General features: G+C 66.2%; 14 protein-coding genes and 1 pseudogene. 4 read left to right on the top strand and 11 right to left on the bottom strand.

What is annotated here, in order from left to right:
- Window positions 1-68: 68 nt before the first annotated feature.
- The 7 genes and pseudogenes from ureB to ABZU76_RS46485 form a co-directional block, all read right to left on the bottom strand.
- Window positions 69-368, bottom strand: a pseudogene (gene ureB / locus ABZU76_RS46515) (urease subunit beta); the annotation flags it as partial.
- Between the two features lie 10 nt (window positions 369-378).
- Entirely contained in the window at window positions 379-681 is a 303-nt protein-coding gene (locus ABZU76_RS46510) for an urease subunit gamma (RefSeq protein ID WP_354883370.1), read from the bottom strand.
- 55 nt (window positions 682-736) lie between these two features.
- Entirely contained in the window at window positions 737-1,963 is a 1,227-nt protein-coding gene (locus ABZU76_RS46505) for a beta-propeller fold lactonase family protein (RefSeq protein WP_354883343.1), read from the bottom strand.
- A 91-nt stretch (window positions 1,964-2,054) separates the two neighbouring features.
- Window positions 2,055-3,443 carry an FAD-dependent oxidoreductase gene (locus tag ABZU76_RS46500; RefSeq protein ID WP_354883340.1) on the bottom strand — a complete coding sequence of 463 codons (1,389 nt, stop codon included), beginning with the start codon at window positions 3,441-3,443 and terminating at the stop codon, window positions 2,055-2,057.
- Between the two features lie 316 nt (window positions 3,444-3,759).
- Entirely contained in the window at window positions 3,760-4,455 is a 696-nt protein-coding gene (locus tag ABZU76_RS46495) for an alpha/beta hydrolase (protein ID WP_354883337.1), read from the bottom strand.
- Between the two features lie 180 nt (window positions 4,456-4,635).
- Window positions 4,636-4,761, bottom strand: coding sequence for a hypothetical protein (locus tag ABZU76_RS46490; protein ID WP_354883334.1), 126 nt, complete (start codon window positions 4,759-4,761; stop codon window positions 4,636-4,638).
- Between the two features lie 368 nt (window positions 4,762-5,129).
- Window positions 5,130-5,810, bottom strand: a complete 681-nt coding sequence (locus ABZU76_RS46485) for an RraA family protein (RefSeq protein WP_354883331.1) — start codon at window positions 5,808-5,810, stop codon at window positions 5,130-5,132.
- A 232-nt stretch (window positions 5,811-6,042) separates the two neighbouring features.
- Here ABZU76_RS46485 and ABZU76_RS46480 point away from each other — a divergent pair, with 232 nt between their 5' ends.
- The 3 genes from ABZU76_RS46480 to ABZU76_RS46470 all read left to right on the top strand — a co-directional run bounded on the left by ABZU76_RS46480 (window position 6,043) and on the right by ABZU76_RS46470 (window position 10,029).
- Window positions 6,043-7,299 (top strand): thiolase family protein, encoded by a 1,257-nt coding sequence (locus tag ABZU76_RS46480; protein WP_354883328.1) that lies wholly within the window; start codon window positions 6,043-6,045, stop codon window positions 7,297-7,299.
- Between the two features lie 367 nt (window positions 7,300-7,666).
- Window positions 7,667-8,491, top strand: coding sequence for an SDR family NAD(P)-dependent oxidoreductase (locus ABZU76_RS46475; protein WP_354883325.1), 825 nt, complete (start codon window positions 7,667-7,669; stop codon window positions 8,489-8,491).
- A gap of 8 nt (window positions 8,492-8,499) precedes the next feature.
- The gene (locus ABZU76_RS46470; RefSeq protein ID WP_354883322.1) at window positions 8,500-10,029 is read left to right on the top strand and encodes a UbiD family decarboxylase; all 1,530 of its coding nucleotides are present in this window, start codon (window positions 8,500-8,502) and stop codon (window positions 10,027-10,029) included.
- Window positions 10,030-10,263: 234 nt separating this feature from the next.
- Here the strand turns inward: ABZU76_RS46470 and ABZU76_RS46465 are convergent, their stop codons facing one another.
- From ABZU76_RS46465 to ABZU76_RS46450, 4 genes are all read right to left on the bottom strand, one after another.
- Window positions 10,264-10,707, bottom strand: coding sequence for a nuclear transport factor 2 family protein (locus ABZU76_RS46465; RefSeq protein ID WP_354883319.1), 444 nt, complete (start codon window positions 10,705-10,707; stop codon window positions 10,264-10,266).
- Window positions 10,708-10,904: 197 nt separating this feature from the next.
- Window positions 10,905-12,227: a DNA polymerase IV gene (locus ABZU76_RS46460; protein WP_354883316.1), complete on the bottom strand. Its 1,323-nt coding sequence runs from the start codon at window positions 12,225-12,227 to the stop codon at window positions 10,905-10,907.
- 62 nt (window positions 12,228-12,289) lie between these two features.
- Window positions 12,290-12,769 carry a nitroreductase/quinone reductase family protein gene (locus ABZU76_RS46455; RefSeq protein ID WP_354883313.1) on the bottom strand — a complete coding sequence of 160 codons (480 nt, stop codon included), beginning with the start codon at window positions 12,767-12,769 and terminating at the stop codon, window positions 12,290-12,292.
- Between the two features lie 186 nt (window positions 12,770-12,955).
- Entirely contained in the window at window positions 12,956-13,432 is a 477-nt protein-coding gene (locus tag ABZU76_RS46450; protein WP_354883310.1) for a peroxiredoxin family protein, read from the bottom strand.
- 523 nt (window positions 13,433-13,955) lie between these two features.
- Here ABZU76_RS46450 and ABZU76_RS46445 point away from each other — a divergent pair.
- A complete protein-coding gene (locus ABZU76_RS46445) occupies window positions 13,956-16,742 on the top strand; it encodes a BTAD domain-containing putative transcriptional regulator (RefSeq protein WP_354883307.1) in 2,787 nt (928 codons plus the stop codon).
- The last annotated feature ends 104 nt before the right edge of the window (window positions 16,743-16,846 follow it).

The following is a 16,846-nucleotide window of genomic DNA, read 5'->3' as shown; positions in this document are numbered from 1 at the left end:
CCCGCCCCGGAAAAGCCGGCCTCGGCGGCCCGTGCCAGCGCACGGGCCGCCGTCCACTTCGCAGAGAAGCTCCCGTCGAGCAGCCCGTTGAACCCGATCACGCGCCCGGCGCCACCGAACGCCACCAGCTCCACCTCCCGCTCGTCCCCCGCCTCGAACCGGATCGACTGACCCGACGGGACGTTCAGGCGCATGCCCAAGGTCGCCGGCCGGTCGAAGTCGAGCACTCGGTTGACTTCGAAGAAGTGGAAGTGCGAGCCGATCTGGATCGGCCGGTCGCCGGTGTTGCGCACGTGCAAGCGCGCTGTGCGCCGACCCGCGTTGATCTCGACGGGTTCTTCGGAGAGCAGCCACTCACCGGGAATCATGTTTCTTCCTCTACGGAATCGGGTTGGCAACGGCGATGAGCTGAGTGCCGGTCCGGAACGTCGCCTCGACTTGGACCATGTTGACCATCTCGGGCACTCCGGGGAGCACGTCGTCGCGGGTGAGCACCTGCTTGCCGAGCTCGGTCACCTCGGCGACCGACCGGCCGTCCCGCGCGGCTTCCAGCAAGGCCTCGGTGATCAGCGCGATCGACTCCGGGAAGTTCAGCTTCAGACCGCGGTCCTTGCGCCGCCGAGCCAGCTCGGCGACCTGGTAGATCACCAGCTTCTCGATTTCCCGGGGGCTCAGCATCAACGACGAGATCCAGGTCTCGATGCGGGGTCCCCCGGGATCGGTCTCCGCCGTCATCTCAGAACCCGGTGAGGCCCTGCGGGCTGTTGTACGGAATCTCCGCAGAAGTCACCTCGGACAGGGAACCGTCGGGCTGCACCGCGTACCCGATCAGCTTCGACGCGTTCGCGTAGATCTGGTACAGGTGCGCACCGTCCGGGCTGAGCCAGTTGTCGCTCGGGCCGCTGCTGACGGTGCCGTTGAGCGCGCGGAACGTGCCGTCGCCGGGGACCTTCGGGCACGCGTTGTCGTGCACCAGCGAGACGACGTCGCCGTCGATGCGGAAGCTGGAGATGTTGCTGTAGCCGAAGTTCGTGGCGAAGATCCACTTGTCGTCGGGCGAGACCGCGAGCCAGCACAGCTCCGAGGGGAGGCCGGCACTGGTGTCGATCTTCACCACCGGACCGGTGCCGATCTGGCCGCGGTCGTCGAGCTTGGCCAGCGCGACCCCGTCGGCCACGGCGTAGCCGATCACGAAGTGGTCGGGACGGTGGTGCAGGAACGCGGGGTAGAACGGCGAACCGCCACCACCGTCCTGGAACATCCCATCGCCCAGCGAACCGTCGTGCTGCAGCGCGAACACGATGATGCCGTCGGGGTCGGGCGCGTTGGACGCCACGGACTTCTTCGAGCCGTCGGGCTGGTCGGCCCACAGGATCGGCGAACCGTCCGGATTGGCCGCAGCCGGCTGGTCGAACGTGGTGCCGACCACGAGGAACCGCTCGTCCGGCGAGAGCACGACCATCGTGGACACGCGCAGCGGCTTGTCCGGCGTGTTCACCGTGTAACCCTCGGGCCGCGCGGTGAGCCGGCCCTCGGGGTCCACGGTCATCAGCCGCACGTGGTCCGGGCCGAACGAGTGCAGCACGTACAGCGTGCTGGTGGCCGGCGAGAAGGCCAGCGACTTCGCGGTGCCGCTACGGCCGGCCACGATGTTGCCGGTGCGCTTCACATCGAGCAGCGTCAGCTTGCCGTCACCGCCGACCGAGAAGCTCGACACCGAGTTGTCGCCACCGTTGGTCGCGAAGAGGAACTGCTTGTCCGCCGTGAGAATCACACTGCCCGCCGCCTCGAAGGCGTTCGGCGCGCTCTCCTGGCCGCTGATCGGCTTGTACACACCGGACCCGCCGCCACCGGTGGGCACGCGCTCGACCTCGGTCAGCGTGCCGTCCGCCGAGCGGGCGTAGTGGATGATCGCGTTCCTGACCTCGTTGGTCTGGGTGTAGAGGTGGCCTGCGGCCCGCATAGCTGGCTCCATCAGTGAGTTTCTCCGTTTCGCGGTACAAAACCCCGAACCGCCCGGTAGGACGTTCGGGAGTCGTGGGGGGGGCGGCCGATCAGGCGTCGCTGCGGACTACAGCGGAGATGACGTCGTTGAACGCCTCCGTCGACGAAGGGTGCGTGTAGATCGCTTCGCCGAGCTGCTCGGCCTTGATGCCGTGACGCATCGCCTGGGTCACGACGTTGATCAGTTCCTGGCCGTCGACGCTCAGCAACGCCGCGCCGAGGATCTCGTCGGTGTCCAGGTCGATCACGAATTTCATCACGCCGCGCGTTTCGTCGACGACGTACGCGCGTGGCATCGCGATGATTTCCGCGACCGGCTGGCTCGAGACCTTGATCCGGTGGCCCGCCTCGCGCGCCTCGCGCTCGGTGAGCCCGACCATCGCCAGCGGCGGGGTCATGAACAGCGTCCGCGGCACGGCGACCCGGTCGGTCGTGGTGCGCTTGCCCTCGCCCCGCAGCTGGTCGAGCACGATGCGGCTGTCGTCGAGCGAGACGTAGGTGAACTGCGGGCCACCGTTGACGTCACCGAGGGCGAAGATGTGCGGCTGGCTCGTGCGCAGGTACTCGTCGACCTCGACTGCACCTCGGTCAGTGACCCGTACGCCGGCCGCGGCGAGACCGAGACTCTCGGTGGCCGGTCGACGTCCGGCAGCGGCCAGCACGGCGTCGACGACGAGCGTGCGCTCGCGCCCGTCGTGCATGTACTGCACTTCCGCCTGACCGTCGAGGTCCTTGACCCCCGTCACGTTCGCGCCGGTGACGATCTCGATGCCCTCGTCGACCAGGATCTTTTCGGCCACGGCCTGCACGTCGTCGTCGAGGTGGTCGAGGATGCGAGAGGTGGACTCGAACAGCGTGACCTCGGAGCCGAACTGCCGGTAGATCGCGGCGAACTCGATGCCCAGGTAGCCACCGCCGACAATGGCCAGCCGCTTCGGCAGCTGCGTGCGGTGGATGAGGTCCGTGCTCGTGACCAGGTACTTGCTCTCTCGCAGACCCGGGAGGTCGGGGATCACCGGCGTGGAGCCGGTGTTGATCAGGATGTGCTCGGCCTCGACCGTGACGGGCCCGTCGGCCGTGCTCACCCGCACGGTGTGCGGGCCGGTGAACTCCGTGTGTCCGGTGAGGACGGACGCGGTTTCGAGACCGTCCATCCCGTCGAAATTGCCCTTGTTGAACAGCGACGTGATGTCGTGCACCTCGCCCACGGCCCGCTCGTACCATTCCTGCGGGTCATCGGACGGCCGACGCTTCCGAGACCGGTGCACCAGCGCCTTCGTCGGCACACAGCCGACGTTGGGGCACGTACCGCCGTACATCTCCGGAGACTGCTCGGTGACGACAACTCGCTTGCCGAGCCTGGCCATGGTCCCGGCTGCGACCTTCCCGCCCTTGCCGAAGCCGATGACCAGGAGGTCGGCCTGGAGCGAATTTTCCATGATTTCGGCCCTCTGCGCGCGAGTTCGGACAACACGATCCGAGCCGAGAGTCCCCCGATCGGGACGGCGGTCGCATCCGGGAACCCCCGAGCCGCACCCCTGGGCACTGCGCTCGCGTCACTCACGGAGCATGCCGTTGCCCCCGGAGCGCAGCCGACAGGCATCCAGCAGCCGCCGCCCGGCCAGATCGCCCGTGCCGCGCGAATGTGACCATGACATCTTCCGCGGACCGCACCCGTGAAAGGCTCGGCGCGGCGCAGGCGGGACGCCAAGTCCCGGCTGCGCCGCGCCGGCTTACGTGTACGGCAGGCCGCTGTCAGTCCGTGATTGCTCGCGCGGCCTGTTCGATGACGTCGGCCACGACGTCCGGACGAGAGACAGTGACGGCGTGTGAAGAGTCCACTTCGGTCACATGGGCGCCGGCACGCTCAGCCTCGAACCGCTGTTCGGCCAGGGGAATTGCGAGGTCCTGCAGGGTGCTCACTTGGTAGCTCGGCTTGGTCGTCCAGGCCGCGGCCGTCAACTTCTCCGTCAGCGCCGCCAAGCCCATGGCTCGCTGTGTGGCCACCATCAAGGCGGCCTCGCTCGCGGGTACGTCGGCGGCGACCTGGCTGTGGAACTTGTCAGCCTGGTAAAGGAGGTACGTGCCGGTGGTTCCGTCGGGCAGGGTGAAGGTGACCGGCTCGGTGGACGTGGGGAACGAACTGCCGGGGAACCTGTCGAGCAACTGCTCCGCGGCCTCGCCGGCCGCGGGCATCACAGCCGCAGCGTAGACAAGGGCCTTGACCTTCGGGTCCACGCCGGCCTCGGTGATGACAGCCCCGCCGTAGGAGTGCGCCGCCAGAATCACAGGTCCCTCGATCCTGTCCAGCACGCTACGAAGGTAGGCCGCGTCGATCGACACGCCCTGCAATGGGTTGGCGGGCGCGATGACCGAGTACCCGTCGCTCTGAAGCCGCTGGATCACGCGGTTCCAGATCGACGCGTCTTCGAACGCGCCGTGCAGAAGCACGATGGTGGGCTTGGATGCTGCGAGAGTCATTGTGGTTCCTTATCAGGATAGCGGTTCGTGGATGTGCTCGGCACAAATTGGACGTGCACGATCTATTTTGCGTTCTCGTTCGTTCGGCGCCGCGCGCCGAACGAACGGGTGAGGTGAAGGAGAAGACGGTTCACGACGGGAATGATCGCTTCAGATCCGGCGTTCGCGGTGGATCTGTTCCCCCGCGAACGGCAGGTGGTGCACGGCCGGCGGCAGCAGGCAGGTGGCGAAATCGGCGAACCCGCGCGATTTTGCGTTGATACTCGTCGGATTCACCTCTTGCGTAACAGGGGAAGACCACCGTCGCCGGGTGCAACGCGAGCGCAAGAGAACCATTCCGTCGCAGACATCGGCGTAATACTCTGGAAACAACTTGATCACACGCCGGTCCCGCCGAAGATTCACGACCGCGGCCGCGAGGACTCCATGTCGTCGGGGCGCGCCGCGGCGCAGAGCACGCGTCGGAATCATTTTCAGGGAGCGCAGGCAACGTCATGTCGGCTCTTGCTCCGTACCGGCCAGCCATGAGATGACCAAAGAGTCACATTGGCCGGCATTTTTGGTTAATCGCCCGGACGGGTCCTAGTCGCGTGCAACTGGGAAGGCAGCAAGGGGTTGCCTCGCTTCGGAACGCAGCCATCCGGTCACCACTCGTCGTAACTCGACTGCGTCGAGCGCAGCGAAACCGGGTCTTCTTCACGGATCCCGACCAGTGCCGCATCCTCCTCAGCTTCGATTCTCCGCGCCTCGGCGATGACCTCCCAGACTCGCGCCGCCGGAATGACGACGGCTCCCGCGCTGTCGGCGTAGAGGTAATCTCCCGGAAGGACACAGACTCCGCCGACCTCGATCGGGACGTTCGCTGCCGCCTGAGTCACGACGTCGCCGCCCCAGCGAGTGGCCTCACCGCCGCACCAAGTCGAGAAGCTGTAGTCGGCCAACTGCCCGAAGTCACGCAGGCGACCGTCGGTCAGCAGGCCGGCGAGTCCGTTGTTGTGGGCGCGTGACAGCTTGGTGCCACCGCCGTGCGAGACGCCAGGGTGACCTCCACTCGACATCACGAGCACCTTGCCCGCGGGCTCGTCGCCGACAGCTCGGTAAAAGCAGCTCGCGAACCCGGCCGCGTTCAGCTCTTCCCGATCTTGGCGGTACGGCATGAATGCGATCGTGGCCGCAGGGCCGAACAGCCGCCTGGTGGGCGTGGGGCTCACCAGGTCCAGGATGTGGAGCCGGTGGTCGTAGAAATGGCCCAGCGCGTCGACGAAAGAGGCGCAGGCGATCCCTTCCACCGCGCTGAATGTGGGAGTGCCGTGCGAAGTCGTCATCAACGCTCCATGACAGTTTGTCCCGAGGGGGTATTGGCCGCCGCGCCGGCGCGGCTCCTGTCGGCAGTGTCGCAGGAGTCCGACCATGTGGCAATCAGGTCAAATACTGGCCGAGCGCTCCTATGCGCTTCTCCGACGTCCTGGTTCGCACCGTCTCGGACAGAACAACTCCGGCAACACTACCCGTTGGTGTCTATGGACCAAGTAGTACCGTGCAGGTAGCTTTGCGCCGGTGAGCATCGATGCCTATATCGCCGGAGGCGTGCGTACGCCGGTCGGGAAATACGCCGGATCGCTGTCGCATCTGCGGCTGGACGACCTCCTCGGCGGCACCATGGTGGCGGCCTGCGACCGGCTGGGTGTCCCCCTCGACCGGGTCGAGGACATCACCGCCGGCTGTGTCAACACCGCCCACGAGGGCATGGGTGATCTCGGACGGTGGGCAGCTCTCGCGGCGGGGTTTCCCGACAGCGTGCCCGCAGCGACCCTCAACCGGTACTGCGCCTCGTCCCTGTCCGGGGCGATCTCGCTGGCGCACGCCATTCGATGCGGCGAGCTGGATGTCGCTCTCGCGGCCGGCGCGGAATCCATGTCGCACTCCGGCTGGGCATTCATGAAAGCGGACGCGCCCTTCGCTCCGCGCGGACCGCAGTTCATGCTCGACACCATGTGGTCCGGGTCCGGCGGGCCGCCACACCCCGCTCTGCTCGCCCGCAATGCGTACATATCGATGATCGAGACAGCGCAGAACGTCGCCGACAAGTACGGCTTGACGCGCGAAGAGATCGACGTGTTCGCTCTGCGATCCCACCGCCACGCCGCGGCGGCGCGTGACTCCGGCCGGCTCGCGAAAGAGATCCGCCCGGTGGAACTCCCGGCGACACACAAGAAACCAGCATCGGTCTTCTCTCACGACGAGATGATCAGAACTGACACGACCCTCGACCAGCTGGCCGCCCTGCCCGTACAACCGCAGACCACCCAGATGACCGCGGGCAACTCCAGCCCTCTTTCCGATGGTGCGAGCGCTGTCGTCATCGCATCCGGCGCCGCGGTGAAGGAGCTCGATCTCGACCCACTCGCGCGGGTTGTGGCATCCGCGACTCACGCGCTCGACCCGTTGTACATGGGAATCGCTCCGGCCTGGGCGATGGCCAAGGCACTCAACCGGGCGGGCGTGGCTCCGGCCGACGTCGACATCTGGGAGGTCCACGAGGCATTCGCAGCTCAGGCGCTGGGAGTTCTCCGGGAGTTGACGAACCAGCTCGGTGGTTTCGCAGTGCCGGACGAGAAGCTCAACCCCAACGGCGGCGCGGTGGCCATCGGGCATCCGTTCGGTTCGTCGGGCACGCGCTATGTTCTGACGCTCGCCACCGAACTGCGGGAACGCAATGCCCGCTACGGCCTCCTCGGCGTGTGCGCCGGCTCCGGCCAGGGCGTGGCGCTGCTTCTGGAGAATGCACAGTTTTCGCCAGGCCGCGGTCGGTGAAGTGATCCCCGATGAGTCCGGCCGCGGATCGCGCCGTGCGTGGCCGGCAGCATCGCATCCCAGACCACGCGGTGTCGGCCCGAGTCAGCTCGCTTGTCGTCGCTGAACCGTCAGCTCGCGCCAGTGCCACGCGGTCGGCGACCTATTCCGCCGTCGCTCCGGCAACTACGATCATCCAAGAATCTTCGCCCCTTTGTTCAAACAACGTGGCTTCGAAAGACCCGATGCTTGCCCGCTGCTATTTTTGATGCAAACGCAGGCGAAGGACGGGCTGCGCGCAAGTCGATGAAATTCGGTCCAAAACTCACCATCCGCATCGCGGCCATCCCGCCCGCCAGGTCCCCAGGACACGATTTGGGAGTCGGAAATGAGTAAGGTTTGGTTCATCACCGGGACCTCGCGCGGGTTCGGCCGTGTTTTTGCCGAGTCGGCTCTGGCTCGCGGTGATCAGGTGGTCGCGACAGCCCGGGATCTCAACGCTCTGGACGATCTCGGGCGCGCCCATGGTTCTGCCGTGCTGCCTTTGGCGTTGGATGTCACGGACAAAGCCGCTGTGGGCGAAGCGGTCGACAAAGCTGTCGCCACCTTCGGGCGCCTGGACGTCGTGGTCAACAATGCCGGCTACGGCCTTTACGGTACGGTCGAAGAGCTGAACGAAGTGGACCTCAGGGCACAGATCGAGACCAATGTCTTCGGATCTCTTTGGGTCGACCAAGCAGTCCTGCCCCACCTTCGGAGGCAAGGCTCCGGCCACATCATCCAGATCTCGAGCCTCAACGGCATCGCCGCCTTCGTGATGATGGGCGGGTACTCGGCGTCCAAGTGGGCCTCCGAAGCGCTCTCCGACTCGCTCGCCCAGGAGGTGAGCGGGTTCGGCATCAAGGTGACCATTGTCGAGCCGGCTCTCTACGCCACCGACTTCGCCGGGCCCTCCGCGGCGCACTCGGCGCCGATGGCAGCCTACGACGGGGTCCGCAAGGCGTTCCTCAACGCAATCGGCGACGTCAAGGCCGGCGATCCTGCCGCCGTGGGTCCCGCGCTGCTCAAGATCGTGGATACCGAGAATCCGCCACTTCGTGTCGTCTTCGGCGAATACGCGTTGAACGGCGCCCAGGCCGCCTATGCCGATCGCCTCGCGACCTGGAAAGAATGGGCCGATCTTGCATTGGAGGCTGAAGGACGGTCCTCCTGAGTGCCACCTTGCGCGGTGGCGATCGACGGCGAAAGCATGACGCTGCAGCTCAACGCGAGCCCGGGCGCAGTCCGGCTGCCCACCGGGGGATGCACGCTGGAATCCCGCGAGGCACGGTTTCGCGTATCCGGACGGCGCGTATGGGTAATCGAGCCACGCAACCACGCAGACGACGGCTCGCAACTCGTAGACAGGCGGCAATGGTCATGCTGGATCTGGCCGGGTTCCTCCGTGAGCACGACAGTGAGGTCCTCAAGATCCGGCGACCAGTGCCTCTTGACCACGTCGGGGCACTGGTCGGCGAGGCGACGAGCACGATCTGCTTCGACCACCTCGTCGGATACCCGGGGTGGCGCCTGGTGGACCAATTGTTCGTCGATCGCCCCGCTCAGGCGCGGGTGCTGGGCTGCGATCCGGCTGCAGTTGTGCCGACGCTCGCGCAGGTGCTCGAACGAGGGCCGCGACCGCTGCAGATCGTAGCCGAGGGCCCGTGTCAAGAACGCGTCGCGACCGGAGACGACGTTGATCTTTCGAGCCTCCCGATCGTCACGCACACGGACCGGGACCCCTACCCGTACACGACGAGCTTCGCCATCCACCGCGATCCCGAGACCGGGCAGTACAACCAGATGAACCCGCGCTGCGGAGTGCTGTCACGCAACCGGATGGTGACGTCCTTTGTCACGCCCACCGCGAACGCGATCCTCGCCAAGCACCGCGAGGCAGGAACACGAATGCCGCAGGCAGTCGTGATCGGTGCCCACCCCGCGTGGGAGCTGGCCGGCGTGTACTCCCATCCGCACAAGGAGTGGTGGGAGCTGGAGCTTTTCGAATCGATCACCGGCCAGCCCGGGAAGATGGTGAAAGCGCGCACCGTCGACCTTCTGGTTCCGGCGGACGCATCAGTTGTCATCGAAGGGTTTCTCGACCCTGGCCGGCTGGCCACGGACGGCCCCTCACCCGGACCCACAATGCTGTACACGCCGTTCTCCAGCCAACAGCCGGTCTTCGAGGTCACGGCGATCACGATGCGAGCGGAGCCGATCTACCGCCACCACCAGATGACTCCTTTCACCGATCATCAGGAGCTGCCGCGACTGTTCCACGAGGCCATCATCTACCGGCAACTCGCGGCGCAGGGGATCCGTGTGCACGACGTGGCGTTCCCGCAAGCCGGCGGAGCGCTGTTGTGCGCTCTTCAGTTGAGTCCTGCGTTCGACGGCCAGGTCAACGACGCTCTGCTGCTGGCAATGGGATCCAGTTTCCTGAACACGAAGATGGTGGTCGCGGTTGACCCCGACGTCAACATCCACGACCCGCGCGACCCGCTGTACGCGATGGCCGCCAGGGTCCGCCCCGACCGAGACGTGATCACCGTGGGAAACACGCGGGGTTGGCCGTTCGACCCTTCCGCGGAACCGATCACCGGAGCGCTGCCGGACACCGCCGACACGCGTTACCCCAGCCTGTCCGCCCGCTGGGGCATCGACGCCACCAAGCCACCACAACACCGCACTCAGGCTCGAACTTCTTACTAGCGCGCCTGGCCCGCCCACTGGGGCCAGGTCCGGCTGAACGACTACCTGGAACGCCCCACATCGGAGGCCTGATGCGCGGGTGGCGACGAACAATCCGATGGACTCCGCACCGGGCGACCAAGGCGAGAAGCTGCGCGGGCGCTGTGCCGAGCCATGGGTGATCGTCGACCACGCAGATCAGCGGCCATGACAACGAGCAACCGAACCGCACACCCATCGCTCCCGCGGTCCCCGTCAGGGCGCCATGGTCTCAGCGCGATCCCAGGCGCGAGGCCGGGCTTTCGTCCTCCCGTTGTCGGCAATGGAGGATACGCGCCACTCCCCCGACTGCTTGAGCAGACTCAGGATGTTCGTTCCCCAGTGGTGAACCACGCCATCGACCAAGAAGTCGTAGTGCGCCCACACCATCGCGATGTCGTCATCGACCCGGACGAGCGGATCGTGGAAACGCTCGTCAAGTTCGGCAGTACCGCCCGGCAAGAGGTCGGGGAAGTCCGCGAACGGTATCACCTGAACCTCATGGTCGCGCGAGCGCACAGAAACTCCGCCGGGAACCAACAATGCACGCATGCCCTCCTTGTCGCGACGTGCAACGGTGTCAAGCAAACGTGCGACAGTGTCGAGCACCTTCAGCGCATCCTCTGAAGTCTGAGACCGGAAGTGCCCGTCCAAATACATTTTCAGACCTTTCTTTTTCAAATGCGTCGCACGATATCCTTTGATCTGCTCCCGAAGAATCTTGATCGATCCTCGAAACCCCCATTCACCGAGCGCTGTCCGGAGAACAATAGTGCCGAGCCACGGTCTTCCGTTCTGATCGCATGGGCGCCTTCTACGCCGCTCCGCCTTTCACGCGTTCCGTTCCGCCCGGGAGTCTATTTGAGACAGTCCAGTGGATCGCCGCGGGTGAGGGCCGGGTCGGTCTGCTCGAACGTTCTGGCCACGCCAGGACCGGAGGTCCGTGTCTCGAAGCGCACAGTCACACGGCCGTGGCCCGCGCCTTGAACCCAACCGGTGCCGAACTCCGGGTGCACCACATCATCACCCGGGCGCCAGCCGCTCGACGACACCGGCGCCGAACCACCCGGCGACGGCACCACCACCGCCACCACCGGCTCGGCCGAACTCCCCGGCACAGCAAGGGTGAACAACGCGTCCTGATGCGGCACGGACAGCCCACTGAACGCCACCCCGACCAGCCGCACGCCACCGAACTCCTGCGGATCCAGCAACAACCGCTCGGCCGTGGCGCAAAGCTGGTTGAGATCGTCGGTCGGCGAGGCCGTGGTTTCCGAACGCGTCACCGTACTCATGTCCGTGTGCCGCAACTTGATCACGACGGTGCGCGCGACCCGGCCCGCCTTCACCAACCGCGAATGCGCCCCCGCCGCGACCTTGCGGACCTCCGCCCGCAGCCGGCCCAGGTCCACGATGTCGACGTCGAACGTCGTCTCCGCGCTGACCTGCTTGGCCTCCCCACGCTCGGCCACCGGCCGATCATCGGTGCCGCCCGCGAGCGTGCGCAGCTCACGCCCGACCACACCCCCCAACGTCGCCGCCGCGTCCGGCTCCGACAACGCCGCCAGCTCCCCCAACCTCACCACACCGATCGTCCGCAGCTTCGCCTCCGCCACCGGCCCGATCCCCCACAACGCCCGCACCGGCAACGGCGCCAGGAACTCCCGCTCCGCACCCGGCGCCACCACCAGCAACCCATCCGGCTTCGCCCGATCCGACCCGATCTTCGCGACCTGCTTACCCGTGCCGGCCCCGATCGACGCCGTCAGCCCGGTCTCCGCGCGAATCCGCGCCCGCAGCTCCTCGGCGAACCGCGTCACCTCCGCCACCGAAGCCCCGGCCAGCGAAGGCGGCTCCGCGAAAGCCTCGTCCAACGAAATCCGCTCCAGCACCGGCGCCACATCCGCAACGATGTCGAAGACTTGCTTGCTCAACGTCTCGTACAACCGGAACCGCGGCGGCAGGATCACCGCACCCGCCGGCAACAACCGACGCGCCTGCGACATCGGCATCGCCGAACGAGCACCGAACTCACGCGACTCATAACTCGCCCCAGCCACAACACCACGCGGCCCCGTCCCCCCGACCACGACCGCGCGGCCCCGCAGCGTCGGGCGCGTGAGCTGCTCGACCGAGGCATAAAACGCGTCCAGGTCGAGGTGGACGACCCAGCGAGTCACGACTCATCGGTCCCTTCGCGGGCTGAACCTCGGCCGCTTCCGAAAATCTCGTCCGGAGTCTGTCAGGCGTTCGTGCGGATCGGCGAACGCACGAGTTCGATCACAGGGATCAGCCGCTTCGTCACGCGCTGGTAGTCCCCGAACACCGGCGACGCCTCCACCTGCTTGCTGTAGATCTCGTCCCGTTCGCGGCCTTTGATCTCCGTTGCCACCGCGTCGAAGATCTCGGTCCCGATCTCGACCTTGACCTCGGGGTTGACGAGCAGGTTGTGATACCACGACGGATTCAGCTCACTACCGCCGAAGCTGGCGAAGACGAACACTCGCCCGTCGACCTCCAAGCAGCCCAGCGGACTGATGTAATGGCGACCAGACTTCGCACCCACGTGATGGACGAGGGCCAGATGCTCGCCTTCGAAATTCAGGACGCTCTGTTTCGCTTCGTGCTTGACGGTGATCTCACCGCGCACTATTCCGCCGTTGGCGCGGAACTCGGTGATCACCCTCTGGTTCAGATCTGAAAGTTCAATTGCTTCGCCCACGATCAGGAAATCCTTCCCAGGCTGCGGTCCGCCTGCCGGCCCGGAAGGGTAACGAGTCCGGCCGGCATCGACGATTCGTGACGTACGAGATGCCGATCCCGTGCACGGGGTCGGCGAATCCGGTCGAACCCGTGTAGCTGTCGTGCCCGAATGCCCGCGGATGTGGACCGAATCGAGGACGGCGCGTCAGCCGTGATCTCGCACGTAGCGGATCATGCCGGTCACGTCCTCGGGCACGAGCCGGCCGATGGCACCGCTGGAGTACACGCTCACGAGGACCTTGCCCTGAGGGTCGAGCAGAAAGCCGGTTGACTGCACGTAGAGCGGGTCCTCGTTCACGAACGCACCGGTCGCCTTGTGCAGAGCTCGCGCGTCCGCGCTGTGGCCCACCGGGAACGTGAGCTTGTGCTTGTCCACGAGCTCCTTGGTCGTGGCCTCGTCGTCGACCGACAAGGCGACGACCAAGGTGTCGAGCTCAGCGAGGGACTCCGACGCACGCTGGAACGCACGCAGCTGCGCGTTGCAGTACGGGCACCAGCTGCCCCGATAGAACAGTACGACAGCGAAGTGACCTGCCAGCTCGGTGGACAGGTCGTGGACGGCGCCGTCGACGGTGGTCATCGACAGGGCGGGAAACGCGTCCCCGGGGTGTAGCAGCGGCATGAAGCTCGCCTTTCAGTTGCAGTTGTGCATTGATCCGGGAACTCACACCCTGCACCTGACGGAACCGGTCCCGAGCCGCCAGGCAACAACGGCGTGCTCGCCACAGCGGTGCGTCAGATGATTGTCGGCGCCCAAAACGCAAAAACGGCGACCGAAAATCGTGAGCCGAATATTCCGTTCTCGCGGCGTCACGCCCGTGCCTTCTGGCCCGGCGACCGAAATCGCCGGATCCTGCAGTGCCACACCTCTCCGATCGGCCCTCCAACGGGCGTTCGTTCCCCCGTTGATCTTGCCGCTCGAATTCCAGCATCGAATCCGTGGAACCCCCAGTGTCCACCCCGGTCCATGCAGCCACCTTGGCAGATCCGTCGCAGTATGAAACTTTTGAATGCCCGTATCGAAGTTCCGAATTCATGGTCGCACGGACCGGCCTGAAAGTTTGGTTTTATTGCCATTAGGATGAGATCAGGTTTCCCTCGAAACCTTCCGGAGGTGGTTGTCGATGTCTTTGTACTTCCGGCTCTTGGGCGACGTCGAAGTCTTCCGGGACGGCGCGCCGCATCCCGTCGGCTCGACGGGGCCGCGTAGCGCGCTCGTGGCGCTCGTACTCGACTCGGGACACCCGGTCTCGATCGAGGAGCTGATCGCGCGCGTGTGGGGCCAGTCCGCGCCCAACAGCGCTCGCAGCACGCTGCACAGTTACTTTTCGCGTTTGCGAGGAGCGTTGGCCGGCGAGTACCAGATCGTCCGCCGGGGCACCGCGTACGTCCTCGATGTGCCGCCGGAGCAAGTGGACGTTCACCGGTTCAGGCAGCTGGCGAACAGGGCGCGACAGTCGCAGAGACCCGATGAAACCCTGCCCCTGATCGACGAGGGACTGGGCCTCTGGCACGGCGAACCGTTGTCGGGCATGGAAAGCCCATGGCTGGCTGCCACGCGGACGACGCTCTGCGCAGAGCGCAACGAGATGCTGCTGGACCGTACCGACCTGCACCTGCAACTCGGGCACCACGCTCAAATCCTTCCCGAGCTGTCCGTCCGCGCCGGCGCGCATCCTTTCGACGAGCGGCTGGCCGGTCAGCTGATGCTCGCCCTGCATGGCTGTGGCCGTCAGGCCGACGCCCTCGTTCACTTTCAGACGACCAAGGCGCAACTCGTCGAAGAGCTCGGCGTGGATCCCGGCGCGCAGCTCAGGGCCGTATACGAGGCGGTTCTTCGGGACGAGCCCGCGACCAAGCGCAACACCAGCCTCCAGGTGGCGCGTGCGAGCGCCGAACCACCTGGTGAAACAACGCTTCCGACGCCCGTTCCCCGTCAGCTGCCGGCAGCGCCCCGGTCCTTCACCTCGAGGAAACTCGAACTGTCCGCCCTCTCCACGAGCCTCGCGCCGGTGTCGGTCATCGTGGGGCCGGGCGGGGTCGGCAAAACCTCACTCGCATTGCACTGGGGTCAAGCTCAGGCCGAGCGATTCCCCGATGGTCAGCTCTTCATCGACCTACGCGGGTTCGACCCCGCCGTCGACCGAATGAAGCCCGATGCGGCCCTGCAAGCCTTCATCACGGCCTTGGGGACGCCGGCCGCGGCGATCCCCGAGGACCCGGCCACCATGAGTGGGCTCTTCCGCAGCGTGACCGCCGACAGGCGCTTGCTGATCGTGCTCGACAACGCGCTGGACGTCGACCAAGTCACACCCCTGTTGCCCGGCCACCCGGGTTGCGCGGTCGTGATCACCAGCCGCAACCGGCTGACGAGGTTGGTGACCGGTCACGACGCCCAGCTGATCAGCCTGGACGTCCTCGACGAAGCGGACTCCTACGATCTGCTCGTCAACCGGCTCGGAGAACCCCGAGCCGCGGCCGAGCCGGCCGCAGTGGCTCGCCTCGTCGACGCCTGCGCGGGCCTTCCACTCGCCCTGAGCATCGTGATCGGCCGGGCCCACGAACACCCTGACTTCTCCCTGACGTCGCTGGCCGACGAGCTCGTGGACGCGACTTCGACGCTGAACGCGCTCGAAGTCGACCCGGATCTGGGAATCCGCGCGGTATTCACCCCGTCAGTCGCCGCGCTGCCCGAGGAACCCGCGATGCTGCTGCGGTTGCTCTCGCTTGTGCCGGGTCCGCACATCGCCTTGGACGCGGCGGCCTCGCTCTCCGGAAAGACGTACGCCGCTACGCGTGCCACCTTGCGAGCCCTCGAGTGTGCCTCGCTCGTCCAGCAGCACCAACCGGGGCGCTACCGCCTCCACGATCTCGTGCGCGCCTTCGCCCAGGAACAAGCGCAGGACAGGATGGACGAGCCCAGCCGGACGGCAGCCCTCGAGCGGATCATCGGCTACTACCTGCACACCCTCATCAGTGCGATCGGCTTCACCGACCCAGGCCCGCCTCCGATCACTCCACCCCCTCTGCCGGCCGGATGCGCCCCGGTGTCACTCCGAGACGCCGACGGCGCGCGGCGGTGGTTTGCCGCTGAGGCCGACACCATCGCCGCCGTGCAGGCCAAGGCGGAAGAACTCGGCCGGCACGAAGCCGTCTGGCAGCTCGCCTGGGGAATGAGCACGTTCTTCTCTGTCCGCGGAGAACTGCACGACCTCGTCCACACCTGGGAAAAGGCGCTGGCGGCCGCGGAGAATCTCGGTGACACGGCGGCCCGGATCCTGTCTCGCCGTCAGCTGGCCATGGCGATGACACGCCTCGGCCACCACGCCCGAGCACTCGAGTACGTGACCGAAGCCATCGAGATCGCGCAACAGACGAACCACGACATCGAGCAGAGCCTGAACTGGATGTGCAAGTTCGAGATCGAACTACGCCAGGGGCTTTCCGAAGAGGCACTCAAGACCATCTCGACAGCGTGGTCGGTGGCGAGCGGCCAACCGGCCGCGATCCGGATCCGGATCGGCAACTCCTTCGCCTTCACGCTCACCCAGCTGGGCCGCTACGGCGAGGCGCGCGAGAAGCTGGAAGCGTCGTGCCTGTTGATGGAGGACGCGAACGCTCACCTCATGACGGCCAGCATGCTCGACACCCTCGCCCACATCTGCCTCGGTGAAGGACGTCTGGAGGAGGCGGTCGGCCACCTCGAGGAGGCAGCTGTGCTGATGACCACCGAGCCGTTCGCTCTCGCGGACACCCTCGTCACGCTCGGCAAAACGTATCGTGAGCTGAACCGCCACGACGACGCGGTGCGGAATCTCGGCCGCGCGGTCGACATGTTCCGCAGGCAACATCGAGAATTTGAGTGCGGGGAAGCGCAAGCTGTTCTGGACAAGGCGACTCTGGAGTTCCGCGCAGTTTCGCCTCGGTGCTGATCCGGTTCTCATTCGCGAGCTAGGGCCGACCACAGCTCACTCTACAAACCGGGCCGCGTCGCAAAGACGCTGGGGACCCTGCGGCACCCGGTTGCAACCTACCG

The organism is Amycolatopsis sp. NPDC005232, from assembly GCF_040607795.1.
Taxonomy (GTDB): domain Bacteria; phylum Actinomycetota; class Actinomycetes; order Mycobacteriales; family Pseudonocardiaceae; genus Amycolatopsis.
Note: the sequence above shows the minus strand (reverse complement) of the source record. Positions and strands in the feature narration are given on the sequence as shown.

Excerpts from the sequence above, each read along its gene's own strand:
- ABZU76_RS46505 (WP_354883343.1), bottom strand. The coding sequence starts at position 1,963 with ATGCGGGCCGCAGGCCACCTCTACACCCAGACCAACGAGGTCAGGAAC.
- ABZU76_RS46500 (WP_354883340.1), bottom strand. The coding sequence starts at position 3,443 with ATGGAAAATTCGCTCCAGGCCGACCTCCTGGTCATCGGCTTCGGCAAG.
- ABZU76_RS46485 (WP_354883331.1), bottom strand. The coding sequence starts at position 5,810 with ATGACGACTTCGCACGGCACTCCCACATTCAGCGCGGTGGAAGGGATC.
- ABZU76_RS46475 (WP_354883325.1), top strand. The coding sequence starts at position 7,667 with ATGAGTAAGGTTTGGTTCATCACCGGGACCTCGCGCGGGTTCGGCCGT.
- ABZU76_RS46465 (WP_354883319.1), bottom strand. The coding sequence starts at position 10,707 with ATGTATTTGGACGGGCACTTCCGGTCTCAGACTTCAGAGGATGCGCTG.
- ABZU76_RS46450 (WP_354883310.1), bottom strand. The coding sequence starts at position 13,432 with ATGCCGCTGCTACACCCCGGGGACGCGTTTCCCGCCCTGTCGATGACC.